General features: G+C 67.1%; 17 protein-coding genes. 1 reads left to right on the forward strand and 16 read right to left on the reverse strand.

Going from position 1 to position 20,829, the window contains the following annotated elements; genetic code table 11:
• Nucleotides 1-256: 256 nt before the first annotated feature.
• The 7 genes from CBM2586_RS15025 to CBM2586_RS15055 form a co-directional block, all read right to left on the reverse strand.
• Nucleotides 257-565, reverse strand: a complete 309-nt coding sequence (locus CBM2586_RS15025; protein ID WP_115660968.1) for an STAS domain-containing protein — start codon at nucleotides 563-565, stop codon at nucleotides 257-259.
• Between the two features lie 149 nt (nucleotides 566-714).
• Nucleotides 715-1,356: an MlaC/ttg2D family ABC transporter substrate-binding protein gene (locus CBM2586_RS15030; RefSeq protein WP_115688267.1), complete on the reverse strand. Its 642-nt coding sequence runs from the start codon at nucleotides 1,354-1,356 to the stop codon at nucleotides 715-717.
• A gap of 197 nt (nucleotides 1,357-1,553) precedes the next feature.
• Complete coding sequence (locus CBM2586_RS15035; protein ID WP_115688269.1) at nucleotides 1,554-2,522, reverse strand: MlaA family lipoprotein; 969 nt, start codon at nucleotides 2,520-2,522, stop codon at nucleotides 1,554-1,556.
• Nucleotides 2,519-3,031 (reverse strand): outer membrane lipid asymmetry maintenance protein MlaD, encoded by a 513-nt coding sequence (gene mlaD / locus CBM2586_RS15040; RefSeq protein WP_115660965.1) that lies wholly within the window; start codon nucleotides 3,029-3,031, stop codon nucleotides 2,519-2,521. The genes CBM2586_RS15035 and mlaD overlap by 4 nt, the downstream gene beginning before the upstream one ends.
• Nucleotides 3,032-3,124: 93 nt before the next feature.
• On the reverse strand, nucleotides 3,125-3,916 hold the full coding sequence (mlaE, locus tag CBM2586_RS15045; RefSeq protein ID WP_373424207.1) for a lipid asymmetry maintenance ABC transporter permease subunit MlaE: 792 nt from the start codon (nucleotides 3,914-3,916) through the stop codon (nucleotides 3,125-3,127).
• On the reverse strand, nucleotides 3,913-4,731 hold the full coding sequence (locus CBM2586_RS15050; protein WP_115688271.1) for an ABC transporter ATP-binding protein: 819 nt from the start codon (nucleotides 4,729-4,731) through the stop codon (nucleotides 3,913-3,915). The genes mlaE and CBM2586_RS15050 overlap by 4 nt, the downstream gene beginning before the upstream one ends.
• Nucleotides 4,732-4,908: 177 nt before the next feature.
• Nucleotides 4,909-6,000 (reverse strand): tripartite tricarboxylate transporter substrate binding protein, encoded by a 1,092-nt coding sequence (locus CBM2586_RS15055; RefSeq protein ID WP_115688273.1) that lies wholly within the window; start codon nucleotides 5,998-6,000, stop codon nucleotides 4,909-4,911.
• A gap of 222 nt (nucleotides 6,001-6,222) precedes the next feature.
• On the opposite strand from CBM2586_RS15055, the gene CBM2586_RS15060 reads away from it, so the two are divergent.
• On the forward strand, nucleotides 6,223-6,762 hold the full coding sequence (locus CBM2586_RS15060; protein WP_115688770.1) for a GNAT family N-acetyltransferase: 540 nt from the start codon (nucleotides 6,223-6,225) through the stop codon (nucleotides 6,760-6,762).
• 74 nt (nucleotides 6,763-6,836) lie between these two features.
• Here CBM2586_RS15060 and CBM2586_RS15065 read toward each other — a convergent pair whose 3' ends face one another.
• The 9 genes from CBM2586_RS15065 to CBM2586_RS15105 all read right to left on the reverse strand — a co-directional run bounded on the left by CBM2586_RS15065 (nucleotide 6,837) and on the right by CBM2586_RS15105 (nucleotide 20,828).
• The gene (locus tag CBM2586_RS15065; RefSeq protein ID WP_115688275.1) at nucleotides 6,837-8,300 is read right to left on the reverse strand and encodes a glutamate synthase subunit beta; all 1,464 of its coding nucleotides are present in this window, start codon (nucleotides 8,298-8,300) and stop codon (nucleotides 6,837-6,839) included.
• 118 nt (nucleotides 8,301-8,418) lie between these two features.
• Nucleotides 8,419-13,212 carry a glutamate synthase-related protein gene (locus CBM2586_RS15070; RefSeq protein WP_172587080.1) on the reverse strand — a complete coding sequence of 1,598 codons (4,794 nt, stop codon included), beginning with the start codon at nucleotides 13,210-13,212 and terminating at the stop codon, nucleotides 8,419-8,421.
• Nucleotides 13,213-13,504: 292 nt separating this feature from the next.
• Nucleotides 13,505-14,224: a transposase gene (locus CBM2586_RS15075; RefSeq protein WP_115688277.1), complete on the reverse strand. Its 720-nt coding sequence runs from the start codon at nucleotides 14,222-14,224 to the stop codon at nucleotides 13,505-13,507.
• A gap of 55 nt (nucleotides 14,225-14,279) precedes the next feature.
• A complete protein-coding gene (locus tag CBM2586_RS15080; protein WP_115660960.1) occupies nucleotides 14,280-15,422 on the reverse strand; it encodes a deoxyguanosinetriphosphate triphosphohydrolase in 1,143 nt (380 codons plus the stop codon).
• Nucleotides 15,423-15,470: 48 nt separating this feature from the next.
• Nucleotides 15,471-16,577, reverse strand: a complete 1,107-nt coding sequence (gene aroB / locus CBM2586_RS15085; RefSeq protein WP_115660959.1) for a 3-dehydroquinate synthase — start codon at nucleotides 16,575-16,577, stop codon at nucleotides 15,471-15,473.
• On the reverse strand, nucleotides 16,574-17,254 hold the full coding sequence (locus CBM2586_RS15090; RefSeq protein ID WP_373424208.1) for a shikimate kinase: 681 nt from the start codon (nucleotides 17,252-17,254) through the stop codon (nucleotides 16,574-16,576). The genes aroB and CBM2586_RS15090 overlap by 4 nt, the downstream gene beginning before the upstream one ends.
• Before the next feature lie 225 nt (nucleotides 17,255-17,479).
• Nucleotides 17,480-19,615: a type IV pilus secretin PilQ gene (gene pilQ, locus CBM2586_RS15095; protein ID WP_115688279.1), complete on the reverse strand. Its 2,136-nt coding sequence runs from the start codon at nucleotides 19,613-19,615 to the stop codon at nucleotides 17,480-17,482.
• A complete protein-coding gene (locus CBM2586_RS15100) occupies nucleotides 19,612-20,160 on the reverse strand; it encodes a pilus assembly protein PilP (RefSeq protein WP_115688281.1) in 549 nt (182 codons plus the stop codon). The genes pilQ and CBM2586_RS15100 overlap by 4 nt, the downstream gene beginning before the upstream one ends.
• Nucleotides 20,157-20,828 (reverse strand): type 4a pilus biogenesis protein PilO, encoded by a 672-nt coding sequence (locus tag CBM2586_RS15105; RefSeq protein ID WP_115688283.1) that lies wholly within the window; start codon nucleotides 20,826-20,828, stop codon nucleotides 20,157-20,159. Before CBM2586_RS15105 ends, CBM2586_RS15100 begins: the two co-directional genes overlap by 4 nt.
• Between the last annotated feature and the right edge of the window lies 1 nt (nucleotide 20,829).

The following is a 20,829-nucleotide window of genomic DNA, read 5'->3' on the forward strand; positions in this document are numbered from 1 at the left end:
GATTGTTTGTGGCGGGTCCGGCTCTTTCGGGGCCGGCCGCCAGGAAATGGGGAGCAACTGCGTGCCCGGATATCCTGGTCCGGCATGGATCGGGCCGGCAACAGGCGGGGCGATGGGCGAACAACCCGGAATTATAGGGGATGCGGGGTCGGTCCCGCTTGATCCCCGCCGGTTTCGCCCCGGGGGCTCGGCGGCCGCGCCAGCGGTCGCCGCGGCATCGCGTGCGGCCGCCAGGCTGGCGACCGGCGATGCCGGATCAATGTCGGTGATGGTGTCGCGATGCGGTGGCGGCCAGCGCGGCCGCGCTGGCCAGGCCGAGCAGGCTGTCCACGCCGTACAGGCCGGCGAGTTGCGCCAGTTGCGGCGGCACGCCGCGCAGCACCAGCGCCTGGCCGCGCGCCACGGCGGCCCGTTGCCACGCCAGCAGCACGGCAACGGCAGCAGAGTCCACCTGCGCCAGGCCGGTGCAGTCCACCTCGACGTCGCCCTGCGCAACGCGCGCCAGTCCGTCTCGCAGCACAGTGGCGGCGTTCTGGTTGGTCAGCGAGTTGCCCGGTGAAAGCATGGCGTCAGCGGCCTGGATGCGTAGGAAAGAAAAAGGGACTTGAAACGAAGGCTCCCGCGTGGCACGGGAGCCTGTGTCACGAACGGCCATTGTAGTGCAACTCTGGCGCGCCGTGCTGCATTGCAGCGGGCGCACGGCAAGCGCGCCGCTCAGCTCTTGGCGTTCGCGAGCTGGCGGTTGCGGTCCTGCAGCGTCTTGATCACGCCGTCGACGCCCTGCTGGCCGACGATGGTGTTGAAGCTGCCCTTGTAGGCCTCGGTCAGCCATGCGCCCAGCACGTTGATGTCATAGACCTTCCAGCCCTGCGCGGTCTTTTCCAGGCGGTAGTCCATCTGGATCGGCTCGCCCTTGTTGATCACCTGGGTGCGGATGGTGGCATCGGTATCGTCGGCGGTGCCGCGGTACGGACGGTATTGCACGGTCTGGTCGCGGATCTGCGCGATGGCGCCGGCGTAGGTCCGGATCAGCAGGGTCTTGAATTCGTCGGTGATCTGCTTCTGCTGCTCGGGCGTGGCCTTGGACCAGTTGCGGCCCATGGCGATCTGCGTGGTCTTCTGGAAATTGGCGTTGGGGATGATCTTCTGTTCGACCAGCGCGGTAATCTTGCCGATATTGCCGGCCTGCATGTCCTTGTCGGCCTTCACGGTCGACATCACGTCATTGACCACGGCCTTGACCAGCCCGTCCGGGGTAGCCGCGTCCTGGGCCGATACCTGGGCCGATACCTGGGCCTGCGCGGTCCCCGCGAAGGCAACCGCCGTCAGGAGGGGGAGCAACAGTCGCTTGAGCATGTGAGATTTCCTTCTTTATCAAAGAGGTCGGGACCCATGCGCCGGCGCTCGATACGCACCTCGCAAGCACGGGTCCTTGCAGATTGGAACATAGCGGTGTCGTATGCGTTCCATCCAAAGCGCACCGTACACCACCTACAAACAATTTGTTTCAGCGGTCACAGCGCATTCACAGCGCCGGTGACGTGTTCATCGCCTCAGCGGAAGCGTACCCCTGGCAGGCCGCCCGGCAGGCCCGGCGGCACCGGCATGCTCTGCCCCTCCGGCTGGGTCTCGCCCGCGGCGCCGGGCTTGGGCGGCTCGGCGGCAGGGGCTGAAGCGCCATCCGCCGACGGAGCCGGTGCTGGCGACGGAGCCGGTGCTGCCGACGGAGCCGGTGCCGGTGCCGGTGCCGGTGCCGGCGTCGGTGCCGCACCGGCGTCGGCTGCTGCCGGCGCCGCGCCTTCGGCCTCGGCTTCGTCGTCGCCCCCCGGCGGATTGCCGTCGTAGATCAGGTACTGGCGCCGCTGCAGGTAGGAATCACGCAGGAACGAGTACTTGTCCAGCGCCGCCTGCTCCAGCAGGTTGCTGGCCCCCAGCAGCTGGGCGCGGCCGGCGACGATGCGCACCCCGACCAGCGAATTGCGCAGCGAAACCGGGTAGAAGTACGCCGACGGATCAGCCTGGCGGTCGACCAGCATGCCGGCGGTGTCGCGGAAGGTGCTCGGCCCGAACAGCGGCAGCACCAGGTACGGACCGGCCGGCACGCCCCACACGCCGAGAGTCTGGCCAAAGTCTTCCTTGTACTTGGGCAGGCCGGCCGGGGTTGCGATGTCAATCAGGCCGCCGATGCCCAGCACGGTGTTCATGGCCACGCGCATGGTGTCTTCGGCCGCGCGCGTCGGCTTGCCCTGCAGCAGGTTGTTCACCGCCGAATAGACATCGCTGACATTGGAGAAGAAGTTCTCCACCGCGCGCTGCACCGGCGTGGGCGTGTAGTCGGCATAGAGCTCGGCCACCGGGCGCAGGATGCCCTTGTCGAAGTCCTCGTTGATCTTGGAGACTTCGCGATTGAACGGCTCCAGCGGGTCTTTCGGGTTGGCAGTCGGCCCGGTGGCGCAACCGGCAAGCGCCGCCGCGGCGGCGGCCGTGGCCAGGATGGACCGGAGCGGGCGGGCGGGGCTCACTTGAGATCTCCAGCCGGGGCCGGCGCACTGGCACCGGTGGACGAGCCGCCGCCGGCATCGGCGGCCTTGTTGTACAGGAACTGCCCGATCAGGTTTTCGAGCACCACGGCAGACTGCGTCATGGTGATGCGCGCGCCGTTGGCCAGCATGGCGGTGTCGCCGCCGGCTTCCAGGCCGATGTACTGCTCGCCCAGCAGGCCCGAGGTCAGGATCTTGGCCGAGGTGTCCTTCGGAAACTGATAGCGCGTCTCCAGGCTCATCTCCACGGTGGCCTGGTAGGTCTTGTCGTCGAAGCGAATCGCCGCGACCCGCCCGACCACCACGCCCGCGCTCTTGACCGGCGCGCGCGGCTTGAGCCCGCCGATGTTGTCGAAGCGGGCCTGCACGCTATAGGTGTCCTGGAAGCTGAAGGCGCTCATGTTTCCCGCCTTGAGGGCCAGGAAGAGCAAGGCGACGAAGCCTGCCACCACAAACAGCCCCACCCAGAAATCGAGTGTGTTCTTTTTCATTGGAATCTCTTTCTTCAACCCCGTAGTGTCTGTCGCTGCCTAGTTGGCGCTGCGTGTTGTCGTACTTCCTGCATGGTCGTCACGGGGGCCGCCTCAGTTGCTGAACATCAGCGCCGTCAGCAGGAAATCCAGCCCCAGCACCGCCAGCGACGCGATCACCACGGTGCGGGTGGTCGCGCGCGAGACGCCTTCCGGCGTGGGCTTGGCCTCGAACCCCTGGTACAGCGCAATGAACGTCACCGCGATGCCAAAGATAAAGCTCTTGATGACGCCATTGAGCACGTCGGCGCGCACATCGACGCCACCCTGCATCTGCGACCAGAAGGCGCCGGCGTCGACGCCGATCAGTTGCACCCCGACCACGTAGCCGCCCAGGATGCCCACCGCGCTGAAGATCGCGGCCAGTACCGGCATGGCGATCACGCCCGCCCAGAAGCGCGGCGCCACCACGCGCTGCAGCGGGTTCACCGCCATCATTTCCATGGCGGTAAGCTGCTCGCCCGCTTTCATCAGGCCGATCTCGGCGGTCAGCGAAGTGCCGGCGCGGCCGGCGAACAGCAGCGCGGTCACCACCGGGCCCAGCTCGCGCACCAGTGACAGCGCCACCAGCAGCCCCAGCGCCTGCTCGGAGCCGTAGCGGTTGAGCGTGTAGTAGCCCTGCAGGCCCAGCACGAAGCCGACGAACAGGCCCGACACCGCGATGATCACCAGCGACAGGTTGCCGACGAAGAAGACCTGGTCGGTCACCAGCCGGAAGCGGCGCAGCAGTGCCGGCGACAGTGCCAGCACGGCCAGGAACATGCGCGTGGCGTGGCCCAGCCCGGAAATGCTGCGGCGCACGGCCGCGCCGATGGCGCTGAAGAAGTCCGTCAGGAAGCCGGTCATCGCCCCTCTCCGACGAAATCCTCGGTCAGCGACGGTCCGGCATAGTGGAACGGCACCGGGCCGTCAGCCTCGGCGTGGACGAACTGATGCACGAACGGATCGGTGGAGGCGCGCAGGGCCTCGGGCGTGCCTTCGGCGGCGATGCGCCCGTCGGCAATGAAATAGACGTAGTCGGCGATCTGGAAGGTCTCGTGCACGTCGTGCGAGACGATGATGGTGGTGGCGCCGAGCGCGTCGTTGAGGCTGCGGATCAGCCGCGCGGTCAGGCCCAGCGAGATCGGATCCAGGCCGGCGAAAGGCTCGTCATACATCAGCAGCGCCGGATCCAGCGCGATCGCGCGCGCCAGCGCCACGCGCCGCGCCATGCCGCCGGAGATCTGCGACGGCATCAGGTCGCGCGCGCCGCGCAGCCCGACCGCGTTGAGCTTCATCAGCACCAGGTCGCGGATCATCGACTCGGGCAGGTCGGTGTGCTCGCGCAGCGGGAAGGCCACGTTGTCGAACACCGACAGGTCGGTAAACAGCGCGCCGAACTGGAACAGCATGCCCATCTGCCGGCGCACGGCGTACAGGCCGGCGCCGTCGAGCCGGTGGATGTCCGTGCCGGCAAAGCGCACCGCGCCCGACTGCGGCCGCACCTGGCCGCCGATCAGCCGCAGCACCGTGGTCTTGCCGCAACCCGAACCGCCCATCACCGCGATCACCTTCCCGCGCGGGAATTGCATGGTCAGGCCGGACAGGATCGGCTTGCCGTGGTCCGCGTAGGCGAAATCCACCGCAGTCAGTTCGACAAGGTTTTGAGGAGAATCGGTCACGTGGGCACCGGTCAGGACAGGGGCGCATTATAAGGTGTACTACCTAGCCCTGCTGGCACCGTGTGCCTCGCGCCACATGAAACGATCCTGTTGCGCCTCAGAATTCTCCTGGACGTCCGGCTATCTGGCCGATTTCCGCTGGAAGGCCAGTAATCTCCCACCCGGCCGCAGTGCGGCTCAGGGCTCCTGCGCGATCGGCACGTCCTTCAGGATGACCTGCCACTGGATCGATTCCGAGCGGATTGCGGTGGCAAACGCCTCTGGCGAGTCGCGCAGCGGCGTCAGGCCGGCGGCCTGCAGGCGCGAGCGCACCTCGCGCTCCGACATCACGTCGTCCAGTTCCCCGGCCAGTCGCGCCACGATCGCGCGCGGCGTCCTGGCGGGCGCCATCACGCCAAACCAGGCCGCCGCGGCGTAGCCGTCCTGCCCGGATTCCTGCAGCGTCGGCACCAGCGGTGCCAGTTGCGACCGCGCCACGCCGGTCACGCCGACCAGCCGCAGTCCGCCGCTCTTGACCTGGCTCTGGACCGCCGCGAACGAACAGAAGCAGGCGCTGATCCGGCCGGCCAGCATCTCCTGCACCACCGCGGCCTCGCCCTTGCCGGTGACCAGCGGCACGCCGCCGCGCAGGCCGCGCACCGCGTATTCGGCGTACAGGTGCGAAGGGCTGCCGGGCTGGCCGTAGCCGTAGCTGTAGGAACCGGGACTCGACCTGACCGCGGTCATCCATTGCTCCGGGGTGCGCATCGGCAGCCGGGCATCGATTACCAGGAACAGCGGCGTGGTGGCGACACGCGCCACCGGCGTCAAATCGCGCACGACGTCGTAGGGCACCGGCTCCAGCCCCGGCTGGATCAGCATGTTGGCCTGGTGGAACAGCAGCGTATGGCCGTCGGAGCTGGCCTTGGCGACGACATCGCCAGCGATGGTGCCGGCGCTGCCAGGACGGTTGTCGACCTCGACCGGCACGCCGAGCCTGGCCGACAGGCGCTCGGCCAGCATCCGCGCCACGGCGTCGGCGACACCGCCGGCAGGGAACGGCACGATCAACCGCATCGGGCGGTCAGGGAACGTCATGCTGCGCGCCAGCGGCTGGCTGCCGGCATGCGCGGGCCTGGCCGGCACGGCGAACGCCAGCGTGGCGCAGCCCAGCGCGTACAGGCACAGCACGGGCGGGAGCCAGCGCCGGGCGGCGGCGACCGCGGGCAGGCGCGGCGCGAACTTCGCTTTACCTCGCCAAAGCCGCGACAACTTGCGCACTTCGGACATCGATTTCCTCCGACCCGTCTCCTGAGGAGGCGGCAAACTGGTTCTGGGGAAAAAGGATTGACGAGGCAGTTTCCGTTAATTGTTTTTGAAAATTGTAAGGACAATGCCCGGGCCGCCACAGGCACGTAAACCATAGCCGGGAGAACCCTGAAAGCCTTGCTGGGCCTTGCCAAATGCGCCCTCGCGGAAGGCCCGGGCGGGGCCCGCGGCTATAATCCGCCGATGACGAAATTCACCGTGCGGCCCATGGTCTGGTCCGACCTGCCGGCCGTGCTGGCGGTGCAGGCCAGCTGCTATCCCGAGGGCCTGCTGGAAAGCCAGGCGGCCCTGGCCAGCCGGCTGGCGCTGTCGCCGGCCACCTGCTGGGTCGCGCACGAGCCCGCGCAGCGCGGCACACTTGCCGCCTACCTGTTCGCCCACGCCTGGCCCGAAGACAGCCTGCCGCCGCTGGACGGCCTGCTCGACGATGGCTGGCGCCAGCACGCCGCCCCGGACACCCTGACCTGGTTCGTGCACGACATGGCCGTGGCCCCGGCCGGCCGCGGCGCAGGGCTGGCGCCGCGCCTGTACGCGGCGGCGCAGGCGGCGGCGCACGGCGCCGGGCTGCGCCGCTCGCGGCTGATCGCGGTGCAATCCGCGGCGTCGTGGTGGCGCAGGCTCGGCTACGCCCCGCTGCCGGCGCAAATGGCCGCGCGGCATGCCGGCAAACTGGCGGCATACGGCGCCAGCGCGGTGCTGATGGAGCGAACGCTGGCCGGCTGAACGCCGCCATCGCCCAGAAAAAAAACCCGCCGGCTTGCGCCAGGCGGGCTTCTTGTTGCGGCGCCGAGGCCGGATCAGCGCGGCAGGTCGCTATGCCCCATCAGGAACGCGTCGACCGAACGCGCGGCCTGGCGGCCTTCGCGGATCGCCCATACCACCAGCGACTGGCCACGGCGCACGTCGCCGGCGGCGAACACCTTGGGCACGTTGGTGTGGTAGGCACGCTCGCCTTCGGTCGAGGCCTTGGCGTTCTTGCGCGCGTCGGTGTCGACGCCGAACGCTTCCAGCATCGAACCCACCGGGTTGGTAAAGCCCATCGCCAGCAGCACCAGGTCGGCCGGCAGGATGAACTCGCTGCCTTCCACTTCCTGCATGCGGCCATCCTTCCATTCGACGCGGCAGGCCTTCAGCGCGGTGACCTTGCCGTTCTCGCCGATGAATTCCTTGGTGGCGACCGACCAGTCGCGCTCGCAGCCTTCGTCGTGCGACGACGAGGTGCGCAGCTTGATCGGCCAGTACGGCCACACCAGCGGCTTGTTCTCTTCTTCCGGCGGCTGGGGCAGCAGTTCGAACTGGGTCACCGAGGTGGCGCCGTGGCGGTTGGACGTGCCGACGCAATCGGAGCCGGTATCGCCGCCGCCGATCACGATCACGTTCTTGCCCTCGGCGCGGATCTCGTTGGCGCCGTCGCCGGCCACTTCCTTGTTCTGCGGAATCAGGAATTCCAGCGCGAAGTGGATCCCGGCCAGGTCGCGGCCCGGCACCGGCAGGTCGCGCGGCACTTCCGACCCGCCCGCCAGCACCACGGCGTCGAACTGTTCCATCAAGGCCTGCGCCGAGATCGTTTCACGCGCGTAGTTCTTGATGCCGGCCGGCAGCTCGCCATCGGTCACCATGACGCCGGCGCGGAAGGTCACGCCTTCGGCCTGCATCTGTTCCATGCGGCGGTCGATCAGCGACTTCTCCATCTTGAAGTCGGGGATGCCGTAGCGCAGCAGGCCGCCGATGCGGTCGTTCTTCTCGAACACGGTCACGTCATGGCCGGCGCGTGCCAGCTGCTGCGCGGCGGCCATGCCGGCGGGGCCGGAGCCGACCACGGCGACGGTCTTGCCGGTCTTGTGGCGCGGCAGCTGGGGGGCAACCCAGCCCTCTTCCCAGGCCTTGTCGATGATGGCGTGCTCGATCGACTTGATGCCCACGGGCAGTTCGTTGATGCCCAGCGTGCAGGCAGCCTCGCACGGCGCCGGGCAGATGCGGCCGGTGAACTCGGGGAAGTTGTTGGTCTGGTGCAGCACCTCGATCGCCGACTTCCAGTCCTGGCGGTACACCAGGTCGTTGAAGTCGGGGATGATGTTGTTGACCGGGCAGCCGTTGTTGCAGAACGGGATGCCGCAGTCCATGCAGCGCGCACCCTGGAGCTTCGCTTCGCTGTCGGACAGCGCGAACACGAATTCCTTGTAGTGCTTCACGCGCTTGACTACCGGTTCGTAGCCCTCATTCTGGCGCGGAAATTCGAGAAAGCCAGTCGCCTTACCCATGTTGCGTCCTTGGTCATGCTGCGCGGGACCGGCGGCTTCGCCGGCCCTGCGGTGGGGTCAGTATCTTGTCAGGGCCGCTGCGCTTGCCGCGGCCCATCGCTGCTTGGTTGCGCGCTGCTCAGGCCGCGATGGCTTCGCGGTCGCTGTCGCGGGCTGCCTGTTCCTTGGCGTACATCTCGCCCAGCGCGCGCTTGTACTCGGTCGGGAAGACCTTGACGAACTTGCGGCGTGCCGTGGTCCAGTCAGCCAGCAGCGCCTTGGCGCGCTCGGAACCGGTGTAGCGGAAGTGCTGCTCGATCAGGTTGCGCAGGATGACTTCATCCAGCACGCGCTTGCCGTCGACCTTGTGCCACGAAGCCTGGGGCTGGCCCTTCTCCTGGTCGGCCGAGGCCAGCACCGCTTCCAGCGCCACCATCGAGGTGTTGCAGCGCTTGTCGAACAGGCCATCCTCGTCATAGACGTAGGCCACGCCGCCCGACATGCCGGCCGCGAAGTTGCGCCCGGTGCCGCCCAGCACCACCACCGTGCCGCCGGTCATGTACTCGCAACCGTGGTCGCCGGTCCCTTCCACCACCGCCACCGCGCCGGAGTTACGCACCGCGAAGCGCTCGCCAGCCACGCCGTTGAAGAACGCCTCACCGGCGATGGCACCGTACAGCACCGTGTTGCCGACGATGATGTTGCGGGTCGGATCGCCGCGGAACTCATGCGGGGCACGCACGATCACGCGGCCGCCCGACAGGCCCTTGCCGACGTAGTCGTTGCCGTCGCCCACAAGGTCCAGCGTGATGCCGTGCGCGAGGAATGCGCCGAACGACTGGCCGGCGGTGCCTTGCAGCTGGATGTGGATGGTGTCGTCGGGCAGGCCTTCATGGCCGTACTGCTTGGCCACCACGCCCGAAAGCATCGCGCCGACGGTACGGTTGACGTTCTTGACCGGCTGGATGAACGAGACGCGCTCGCCCTTCTCGATCGCCGGGCGGGCCTTGGCGATCAGCACGTGGTCCAGCGCCTTGCCGGCTTCGGCCGACAGGCCGTGATCCTGCACGTCGGTGTGGTACAGCGGCACGTCCGCGCCCAGCGACACCTGGTGGAAGATGCGGCTGAAGTCCAGGCCGCGCGCCTTCCAGTGCTCGATGCCGGCCTTGGTGTCGAGCAGGTCGGCGCGGCCGATCAGCTCGTCGAAGGTGCGGATGCCCAGCTGGGCCATGATCTCGCGGGCTTCTTCGGCAACAAAGAAGAAGAAGTTGACCACGTGTTCCGGCTTGCCCTGGAACTTCTTGCGCAGCTGCGGATCCTGCGTGGCCACGCCCACCGGGCAGGTGTTGAGGTGGCACTTGCGCATCATGATGCAGCCCTCGGCAACCAGCGGCGCCGTGGCGAAGCCGAACTCGTCGGCGCCCAGCAGCGCGCCGATGACGACGTCGCGGCCGGTCTTCATCTGGCCGTCGGCCTGCACGCGGATGCGGTTGCGCAGGCCGTTGAGCAGCAGTGTCTGCTGCGTCTCGGCCAGGCCCAGTTCCCACGGCGTGCCGGCATGCTTGATCGACGACCACGGCGAAGCGCCGGTGCCGCCGTCGTGACCGGCGATCACGACATGGTCGGCCTTGGCCTTCGACACACCGGCAGCCACCGTGCCGACGCCCACTTCGGACACCAGCTTGACCGAGATATCCGACGACGGGTTGACGTTCTTCAGGTCGTGGATCAGCTGCGCCAGATCCTCGATCGAGTAGATGTCATGGTGCGGCGGCGGCGAGATCAGGCCCACGCCCGGCACCGAGTAACGCAGCTTGCCGATGTAGTCCGAGACCTTGTGGCCCGGCAGCTGGCCGCCTTCGCCCGGCTTGGCGCCCTGCGCCATCTTGATCTGGATCTGGTCGGCGGAAGCCAGGTACTCGGCGGTCACGCCGAAGCGGCCCGACGCCACCTGCTTGATCTTCGAGCGCAGCGAGTCGCCATCCTGAAGCGGCAGGTCGGCCTCGACCACGTCGCCGAGCAGGCTCTTCAGGCTGTCGCCCTGCTTGATGGGGATGCCGCGCAGTTCATTGCGATAGCGCTTCTCGTCCTCACCGCCTTCGCCGGTGTTCGACTTGCCGCCGATGCGGTTCATCGCCACGGCCAGCGTGGCATGGGCTTCGGTGGAGATCGAGCCGAGCGACATCGCGCCGGTGGCAAAGCGCCGCACGATCTCCTTGGCGGGCTCGACTTCTTCCAGCGGAATCGCCTTGGCCGGATCGACCTTGAACTCGAACAGGCCGCGCAGCGTCATGTGGCGCTTGCTCTGGTCGTTGATGATGTTGGCGTATTCCTTGTACGTCTGGTACGAACCCTTGGCGTCCTCGGCGCGCACCGAGTGCTGCAGCTTGGCGATCGAGTCCGGCGTCCACATGTGCTCCTCGCCGCGGATGCGGAAGGCGTACTCGCCGCCGGCGTCCAGCATGTTCTCCAGCACCGGGTTGTTGCCGAAGGCGTCCTTGTGCAGGCGCAGGGCCTCCTCGGCGACCTCGAAGATGCCAATGCCCTCGACATTCGACGGCGTGCCGTGGAAGTACTTCTGCACCAGTTCGCGCGACAGGCCGATGGCCTCGAAGATCTGCGCGCCGGTGTACGACATGTAGGTCGAGATGCCCATCTTGGACATCACCTTGAACAGGCCCTTGCCGACCGCCTTGACGAAGTTCTTGACCGCCTTCTCGGGCGACAGGTCGCCCGACAGGCCGCTGGCCATGTCGGCCAGGGTTTCCATCGCCAGGTACGGGTGCACGGCTTCCGCGCCGTAGCCGGCCAGCAGCGCGAAGTGGTGCACTTCACGCGCGGTGCCGGTCTCGACCACCATGCCGGTGGACGTGCGCAGGCCCTTCTCCACCAGGTGGTGGTGGATGGCGGAGGTGGCCAGCAGCGCGGGGATGGCGACGTGGTCGGCATCGACCGGGCGGTCGGTCACGATCAGGATGTTGTAGCCAGAACGCACCGCATCCACGGCTTCGGCGCACAGCGAGGCCAGGCGCGCCTCGATGCCTTCCTTGCCCCACGCGGTCGGGTAGCAGATGTTCAGTTCGTATGAACGGAACTTGCCGCCGGTGTAGTGCTCGATGTTGCGGATCTTGGCGATGTCCTTGAAGTCCAGCACCGGCTGGGACACTTCGAGGCGCATCGGCGGGTTGATGTTGTTCAGCTCCAGCAGGTTCGGCTTCGGGCCGATGAACGACACCAGCGACATCACCATGTTCTCGCGGATCGGGTCGATCGGCGGGTTGGTGACCTGGGCGAACAGCTGCTTGAAGTAGTGGTACAGCGTCTTGTTCTTGGACGACAGGATCGCCAGCGGCGAGTCGTTGCCCATCGAGCCAGTGGCTTCTTCGCCGGCCAGCGCCATCGGCGCCATCAGGAACTTGACGTCTTCCTGGGTGTAGCCGAAGGCTTGCTGGCGATCCAGCAGCTTGGCCACCGGCTTCTTCTCGGCGGCGACGTCTTCGGGCTTGGCGTCGATCTCGTCCAGCTTGATGCGGACGGCGTCGATCCAGCTCTTGTACGGCTTGGCGTTGGCCAGGTTGTCCTTGAGCTCCTTGTCGTCGATGATGCGGCCCTGCTCCATGTCGATCAGGAACATCTTGCCCGGCTGCAGGCGCCACTTCTCGACGATGCGCGACTCGGGGAACGGCAGCACGCCGGCTTCGGACGCCAGCACCACGACGTCGTCCTCGGTCACGTAGAAACGTGCCGGGCGCAGGCCGTTGCGGTCCAGCGTGGCGCCGATCTGGCGGCCATCGGTGAAGCAGATCGCGGCGGGGCCGTCCCACGGCTCCATCATGGCGGCGTGGTACTCGTAGAAGGCGCGACGGTTGTCGTCCATCAGCGTGTGCTGCTCCCAGGCTTCCGGGATCATCATCATCATCGCGTGGACGAGCGGGTAGCCGGCCATCGTCAGCAGTTCGAGGCAGTTGTCGAACGATGCCGTATCGGACTGGCCCGGGTAGATCAGCGGCCACAGCTTGGGCAGGTCGTCGCCCAGCACCGGCGACGAGATCGCGCCGGTACGTGCGTTGATCCAGTTGACGTTACCCTTGACCGTGTTGATTTCGCCGTTGTGGGCGACCATGCGGTACGGGTGGGCCAGTTCCCAGGCCGGGAAGGTGTTGGTCGAGAAGCGCTGGTGCACCAGGGCCAGGGCCGACACGGCGCGCTGGTCCTGCAGGTCCAGGTAGTACTCGCCGACCTGGTTGGCCAGCAGCAGGCCCTTGTACACCACGGTACGGGCCGACATCGACGGCACGAAGTATTCCTTGCCGTGCTTGAGCTTGAGCGCCTGGATGGCGTGGCTGGCGGTCTTGCGGATGACGTAGAGCTTACGTTCCAGCGCGTCCGTGGTCATGATGTCGCGGCCGCGACCGATGAAGATCTGGCGGATCACCGGCTCGGTCTTGCGCACCGTGGGGGACATCGGCATGTTGCAGTCCACCGGCACGTCGCGCCAGCCCAGCACGACCTGACCTTCCAGGCGGACCGTGCGCTCGAGCTCCTGCTCGCACGCGAGGCGCGAGGCGTGTTCCTTCGGCAGGAAGATCATGCCGACGCCGTATTCGCCGGCGGGCGGCAGGCTCACGCCCTGCGCGGCCATTTCTTCGCGGTAGAACTGGTCCGGAATCTGGATCAGGATGCCGGCACCGTCGCCCATCAGCGCGTCCGCGCCGACCGCGCCGCGGTGGTCCAGGTTCTCCAGGATCTTCAGGCCCTGGGAAATGATCTCGTGCGACTTCCTGCCCTTGATGTGCGCGACCATGCCGACGCCGCAGGCGTCATGCTCGTTGGTCGGGTCGTACATGCCTTGGGCCTGCGGACGCAGGTCGAGGGCGGAGGAAGACTCGCTGATTTGCTCGCTGGTCTGCGCTTGGGCCGAAAGGTTCTTCATTTGGTCCACGGGCTGAATTCCGGTGAAGGCTGCGCGAACTGCTGGACTGCCGGAACGGGGACCGCGCGCTTTCTTTAAATCCACCCAAACCGGTGGACCGGCGGGAAGGGAAATGGGGACGAAGCTGTCTGCGGGCCGCAGCGGCGTACACGAGCGTGACGCGCCGCACAATGACTGTGGGTGGAGCAACTATATGGGAATCGCCTGCGCCTCGCAAAAAAATTAAATAGGGTCAGAATATATTAAAACACGCACCCTTTCGGTGAATGGATTAAATGGGGACACATATAATTTATGAAGCTTTATCCGCATTTTCCTCTCGGTTTTGCACCTTTTTGGGGCGACCTTTCGGCAGTGGCTGGACGCGCCGCGAGCCGTGCCTCTCCAGCTGCGCGAGAAACGCGTCGCCTCCCAGCGGCCAGCCGCTATGCGCATGTGCGCGCAAGGTGTCCAGGGTCTTGCCGGACAGGCCTTCGGCGCTCAGCATGCGGTAGTTCGACTGCCGCTCGAACGGGGTATTGCCCAGTTCCCAGTAGGCTGCGTGGTCGCTGACAAACGGGCTGGCCTCGATGCCGGCGTGATGGCGGTAGCTGCTCCAGCGGTCCGCCTCCGGGGTGCCGATCTCCCCGGCGCGCGCAGCGTTGCCCTCGACGTAGAGCATGGCCGGCAGCATCCATTGGGCCGGTTCGAACACGGCGGAGCGGAAGCGCCCCTCCCACAGCGTGCCGGTGCGTCCTGCCACGCGGTTGAAGTACCGCGCGTAGCGGCGTCCGACCGCCTGCATGGTCAGGCTAAGCGCGTCCTCACTTTTTGGCGTCGCCACGAGGTGCACATGATTGGGCCGCAGTGCATAGGCATGAACGGCCAGGTCGTGCTCGCGGGCGGCCATGCGCAGGCAGTCGAGGTAATGCAGGTAGTCGTCCGCGCCCAGGAACACGGGCTGGCGGTTGTTGCCACGTTGCAACACCAGCGCAGGCAGTCCGGTGGGAGAAAGACGGGGAAGGCGGGCCATGACAGGTGGTGCGGGCTGGGATGTCCCGCATCATAGCCTGATCCGTCCCTATTTCTCAGGGGGCAGTCCCCTCGCTGACGGCGAAGATGCGGCGATGCTCGCGGATGGCGTAGCGGTCGGTCATGCCGGCAATGTAATGCGCGATCAGCCGTGGCTGGTCGCCGCCATGGCTGGCCTGGTACTGCGGCGGCAGCAGGCGCGGATCGGACATGAAGGCCTGGAACAGGTCGCCGATGATGCGCTGGGCCTTGGCCGACATCCGCATCACCAGGTAATGCCGGTACAGGTGACGGAACAGGAAGCGCTTGAGCGCGGCGGCTTCCTCGTGGAGCGGCGCACTGAAGCCGACCAGCGGGCCGGCGGCACGCACCGCGTCGATATTGCGCGGGTTGGCGTCAGCGATATTGCGGCTGGTGGTTTCGATCAGGTCAACGATCAGCGTGTTGATCATGCGCCGGACCGTTTCGTTGATAGCGCGGCGGCCATTGATGCCCGGGAAGGCCGCGGCCACCTCGGCCCGGTGGCGGCCCCACATCGGCACCTCGTCGAGCTGCTCCAGCGTCAGCAGCCCGGACCGCAGGCCATCGTCGATATCGTGGTTGTTGTACGCGATCTCGTCGGCCAGGTTGGCCAGCTGGGCCTCCAGCGACGGCTGCGTGCCTTCGAGGAAGCGCCGACCCAGCTCGCCCAGCGCCGAGGCATTGACGCGCGAGCAATGCTTGAGGATGCCCTCGCGCGTCTCGAAGGTCAGGTTCAACCCGTTGAAGCCGCCGTAGCGCTCTTCCAGTTCGTCCACCACCAGCAGGCTCTGCAGGTTGTGCTCGAAGCCGCCGTGGTTCTTCATGCACTGGTTCAGCGCGTCCTGCCCGGCGTGGCCGAACGGCGTGTGGCCCAGGTCGTGGGCCAGCGAGATCGCCTCGACCAGGTCCTCGTTCAGGCGCAGGTTGCGCGCGATCGAGCGAGCGATCTGCGCCACCTCGAGGCTGTGGGTCAACCGCGTGCGGAACAGGTCACCCTCGTGGTTGACGAAGACCTGGGTCTTGTACTCGAGCCGCCGGAACGCCGTGCTGTGGATCACGCGGTCGCGGTCGCGCTGGAACTCGCTGCGCGACAGCGACGCGGGCTCGGCGTGCACCCGCCCGCGCGTCTGCGCGGAGCGGGCGGCGTAAGGGGCGAGGTGGCTTTCAAAGTCGGTCATGCGGCGCGTCCGGTGGCTGGGTCGGGATGGCGAGGCATAACCGATCGGTCAGGCGACCGGCGCCTCGGTGGGAGGTTTCAGGACGGCGTGCGCCAGCGTCGCGCGCAGATCCGCGTCCGGCACGGTGGTGATGAACGCCTCGCCGAGCTTTTTCAGCAGGATGAACTTGATGCTGCCGGCCTCGGCCTTCTTGTCGACCTTCATCAGTTCGATATAGCGGTCGGCGCCCAGTTCCGGGGCCACCACCGGCAGCATCGCCGCCTGCGTGAGGGTGCGCACGCGCGCCAGGGTCTCGATATCGATAAAGCCCAGCCGGTGCGACAGGTCCGCCGCCATCACCATGCCGCAGCCGACGGCTTCGCCGTGCAGCCAGGCGCCATAGCCCATGCCGGCCTCGATGGCGTGGCCGAAGGTATGGCCAAAATTGAGGATGGCACGCAGCCCGCCCTCGCGCTCGTCCTGCGCCACCACGCCCGCCTTGATCTCGCACGAGCGCTGCACGGCAACCGCCATCAGCTCCGGATCGCAGGCGTTCAGCGCCTGGATGTTGCGCTCGATCCAGGCGAAGTAATCGGCGTCGGCAATGGCGCCGTGCTTGATCACCTCGGCCATGCCGGCGGCAAGTTCGCGCGGCGGCAGCGTGCGCAGCGTGTCGATATCGGCGATCACCGCGTTGGGCTGGTGGAATGCGCCGATCATGTTCTTGCCGAGCGGGTGGTTGATGCCGGTCTTGCCGCCCACGGACGAATCGACCTGCGCCAGCAGCGTGGTCGGCATCTGGATGAAAGGCACGCCGCGCATGTAGCAGGCGGCGGCAAAGCCGGTCATGTCGCCAACCACGCCGCCGCCCAGCGCCACCAGTGTGGTCTTGCGGTCGGCGCCGGCCTGCAGCAGGGCATCGAAGATGCGGTTCAGTGTTTCCCAGTGCTTGAAGGCCTCGCCGTCCGGCAGCGTGACGGTGCGCACGGTCTTGCCGAGCGTCGCCAGCGCCTGCTCGACACGCGCCGCATAGAGCGGCCCGACGGTTTCATTGGTGACGATGACGGCGTGCTGGCCGCGCACGTGCGGGCGCAGCAGCTCGGCGTTGTCGAGCAGGCCGGTGCCGATATGGATGGGGTAGCTGCGCTCGCCCAGGTCGACTTCAAGGGTAATCATGGATTGGGGTCCTGCGCCGGCGGCCCGGCATCGCCCGCGGACGGGGACGCCGGCTGCGGGGGATCGATCCGGAAACCGGCCATTTCAAGTTGCATCAACACCATATTAGCAAGCTGCGCCACCGAGGGCTTGCCGGTTTCAATGATGAAGTCGGCGACTTCGCGGTACAGCGGATCGCGCTCGGCGTACAGCGCCTCGAGCTTGCCCTTGGGGTCCTCGGTCTGCAGCAGCGGCCGGTTGCGGTCGTGCCGGGTGCGCAGCCACAGGTCGTGCGGGCTGGCGCGCAGGTACACCACCGTGCCGCGGGCCTTCAGCACCTCGCGGTTCTCGGCGCGCAGCACCGCGCCCCCGCCGGTGGCCAGCACGATGCCCTGGCGCTGTGCCAGTTCGCGGATCATCGCGGCCTCGCGGTCGCGGAAGCCGGCCTCGCCCTCGAGCTCGAAGATCACCGGGATGCGCACGCCGCAGTGCGCCTCCAGCTCATGGTCCGAATCGAAAAACGGATAGTGCAGGCGCCGCGCCACCGTGCGGCCCACGGTGGTCTTGCCGGCGCCCATCAGGCCGACGAAAAAGAGGTTGGGTCGATCGGATTCCGGGCGCTCGGCACCGGATCGTTCGGCTTCGCGCCGATCCAGCGCCTGGCACTGCGCCGCCGGCCCTGTCGCTGAGGCTGTCACGGGACTGTGGTTCGGGAGCGCGGCATGGGGGCCGTCCTCCCCGGTTGGGAACTGCATCATCTTCTTATGTTGTGGCGCGGCCGGCAAGTGCCGAATGCGGCATTGGCCGCATTTCTCGCCGTTGCGCGTCCCTGCCGGACGGGCCCGGCGTTGCGGCGCGCAGCAAAAAAAAAGGCCGCATCTGTCGATGCGGCCTGCCAGTCTACTGTATCCGACGCCCCGGCCCTACCTGAGCGACACGCTTTCGTTAAGAATGCGTGGGGTCAGGAACACCAGCAGCTCGGTCCGGTTGCGGACCTTGGCGTTGCTCTTGAACAGGTAGCCCAGCACCGGGATATCGCCCAGCAGGGGTACCTTGTCGACATCGGTGGACTCCGTCTGGGTGTAGATGCCGCCGATCACCACGGTGCCGCCGTTCTCGACCAGCACCTGGGTCTGCACGTGCTTGGTGTCGATGGCAAAGCCCGAGGTGGTCTGGATGCCCACGCTGTCCTTGTTCACGTCGACGTCAAGCAGCACATTGCCTTCGGGCGTGATCTGCGGCGTCACCTCGAGCTTCAGGTTGGCCTTGCGGAACTGCACCGAGGTGGCGCCGCTGGAAGTGGCTGCCTGGTAAGGCAGTTCGGTGCCCTGCTCGATCAGCGCCTTGATGTTGTTGGCGGTGACCACGCGCGGGCTGGAGATGATCTTGCCCTTGCCGTCCGCTTCCAGCGCCGACAGCTCCAGCGCCAGGAAGCGCGTGGCGGCGCTGTTGAACAGGCTCACCGCGATATTGGCCGGGTTGGTGCCGTTGATGGAACCGGCCGGCAGGCTCAGGAACGGGCCGTTGTCCGAGGTCGCGCCCGGCAGCACGTTGTTGTAGGTGTTGCCGACGCGGGCATTGTTGTACTGCCCGGCAAAGCCCAGTTTCACGCCCAGGTTGCGGCTGAAGGTATCGGTGGCCTCGACGATGCGCGCCTCGATGATGACCTGGCGCACCGGGATGTCGATCTTGCCGATAAAGCTCTGCACCTCTTCCAGCTTGGAGGCGATATCCGACACAAAGAGCTGGTTGGTACGCGCATCGGCCGTCAGCGAACCGCGCTTGGACAGCATGCGCGTGCTGGCGCCCGCTGCCCCCGCGCTGCCGATGGGGGCGGCTGCGCCGCCGCCGGCGCCCATGCCCAGCAGCATCCGTCGCACGTCCTCGGCGCGCTGGTAATTGAGCTGGAATACCTGGCTGCGGATCGGCTCGAGGTCGTTGATCTGCTGCTGCGACTCGAGCTCCAGCTTCTCCTTGGTCTGCAGCTCGGCCTTGGGCGCCACCCACAGCACATTGCCGTTGCGGCGGGAGGCCAGTCCCTTCGCATCCATCACGATCTGCAGCGCCTGGTCCCACGGCACGTCCTTGAGCCGCAGGGTCAGGTTGCCCTGCACGCTTTCGCTGGTGATGATGTTCAGGTTGGTGAAGTCGGCGAACACCTGCAGCAGCGAGCGGATGTCGATGTTCTGGAAGTTCAGCGACAGGCGCTCGCCGCGGTAGCCGGGGCCGCTGATCAGCTTGGTCGGGTCTTCCTTGACGGGACGGACCTCGACCACGAACTGGGTATCGGTCTGGTACGAGCTGTATTCCCAGTTGCCGCGCGGCTCGATGGTCAGGCGCGCATTGCCGTTGGCGTCGGAGGCGCGCATGCCCTGCACCGGCGAGCCATAGTCGCTGACGTCGAAGTGGCGCCGCAGGTTCTCCGGCAGCGTGGTGCCGAGGAAATCGACGACCACGTTCTTGCCCTGTTGCGCGATATTGATGCCCGACTCGCGCGAGGACAGGTCCACCACCACGCGCCCGGCACCGTCGGCGCCCCGGCGGAAGTCGATGGCGCGCACCGACGGGCGCCCCGCGGCAGCGCCAGGCGCCGTCGCGGCCGGGGCGAAGGTCGGCGCGGCGCTCTTGGCTGCCGGCGCCACGTTATCCAGCGACACCACGAAGACATTGCCGCGCTGGTCGGTGCGATAGGTGGCGTTGCGCGTCAGGTCGAGGATCACGCGCGTGCGGTCACCGATCTGCATCACGTTGGCTGCCTTGACCAGCTTGCCGCCGTATTCATATTGGGCGCGCCGCTCGGCAAAGCCGGTATCGAAGAAATCGATCGCGAGCCGTGCCGGGTTCTGCGTGGTGAAGTCCGCCGGCTTCTGCGCCAGCGGCCGTTCCAGTTCGACCACCAGCACGGTCTGCTCCCCGGTCGTGCTGACGTCCACCGACTTGATCCGGTTGCCTTGCGCCAGCGCCTCCGGTGCGGCAAGCGCAAGCCAGAGCGCCAGCGCCGTGGCCATGGTCCTCATCACGGCGCCCGCGCGCGCTCGATACCAGCGCGCGGGGGTCATGCCGCCGCGTCCAGCTTCAGGCTGGTCATTTTCTCTTTCCACTCGGATACCCCCTCCCGGACCAATTCGCGCAGCACGATCTCCTGATCGGTGATGCGGACCACCCGGCCATAGCTCTGGCCGAGATACTGACCCACCTTCACATGGTGGATCTTGTTATCAACCCGGACGATGCCGAAGATTTCCCCCTGCTTCTTCATCATTCCGAGCATCTTGAAGTTTTCGAGCGGATAGTCCTCCAGCGGCTCGCGGCGCCGGCCGGCTTCGGGCGAATCCGCCAGGGTCTTGTTCAGTTCGCCGATCTTTGCCTGTGCGAACGGCTCGGGCGCACTGGCCGCGGCATATTCGCGCGGCACGTAGGGACGGGCGTCGGGCACGGGCTCGGGCGGCTTGGTACGCGCGCTGCGGGTGGCTTCCATCCACTGGCGCAGCGCGTCCTCGTCGCTGGCGCCACAGGCGCCCAGCAGGCCGAGCGCCAGCGCCGCCGCCACCGTGCGCCGCGACGCGATCCATGGCAGGGCGCGGATTCGAACGATGCGGCTCATTTCGCGCCTCCTGCCTTGGCGGCTGCCGCGGCCGCGGCAGCCTTGCGTTGCGCCGCCTGCTCTTCGGCGTCGAGCGCGCGGTAGGCCATCGCGACCGCCTCCATCGACAGCCCGCCATCCTTGGTATTGGCCAGCTGCAGGTTCTGCATCGACACGATCCGCGACAGCGCCGCGACGTCGGCGTTGAACTGCGCCACCTCGTGATAGCGCCCGGTCACGCGCAGGTTCACCGGGATCTCGGCAAAGTAGGGCTTGATCACCGCCGCCTGCGGCTTGAACAGCTCGAACTGCAGCCCGCGCGCGACGCCGGCATGGTTGACGTCGGCCAGCAGCGCATCCATTTCCGTCTTGTTGGGCAGCTGTCGCTCCAGCAGCGCCACACGCTGCTCGACCTGCTTTTTCTGCTCGCGCAGCGCCTCGAGGTTGGCCACCTGCGCCACCTTGGACTGGTACGCCTGCTTCAGGCTTTCCTGCTCCTGGCGCTGGCGCTCGAGCTCGTCGAACTTTCCGCTCCAGTAGAACTGCCAGCCCAGCAGCAGCACCACCGCCGCGGCCAGGATCGCGAACAGCACGCGCGGCGCGGCCGGCCAGGTCTCCGGCTCGTTCAGGTTGAGCCCGCGGAACTGGCTGGTCAGGTCAGCCAGGTTGATTTCGGTATTGAGCGCCATG

It is taken from the genome of Cupriavidus taiwanensis (assembly GCF_900250115.1).
GTDB lineage: Bacteria > Pseudomonadota > Gammaproteobacteria > Burkholderiales > Burkholderiaceae > Cupriavidus > Cupriavidus taiwanensis_B.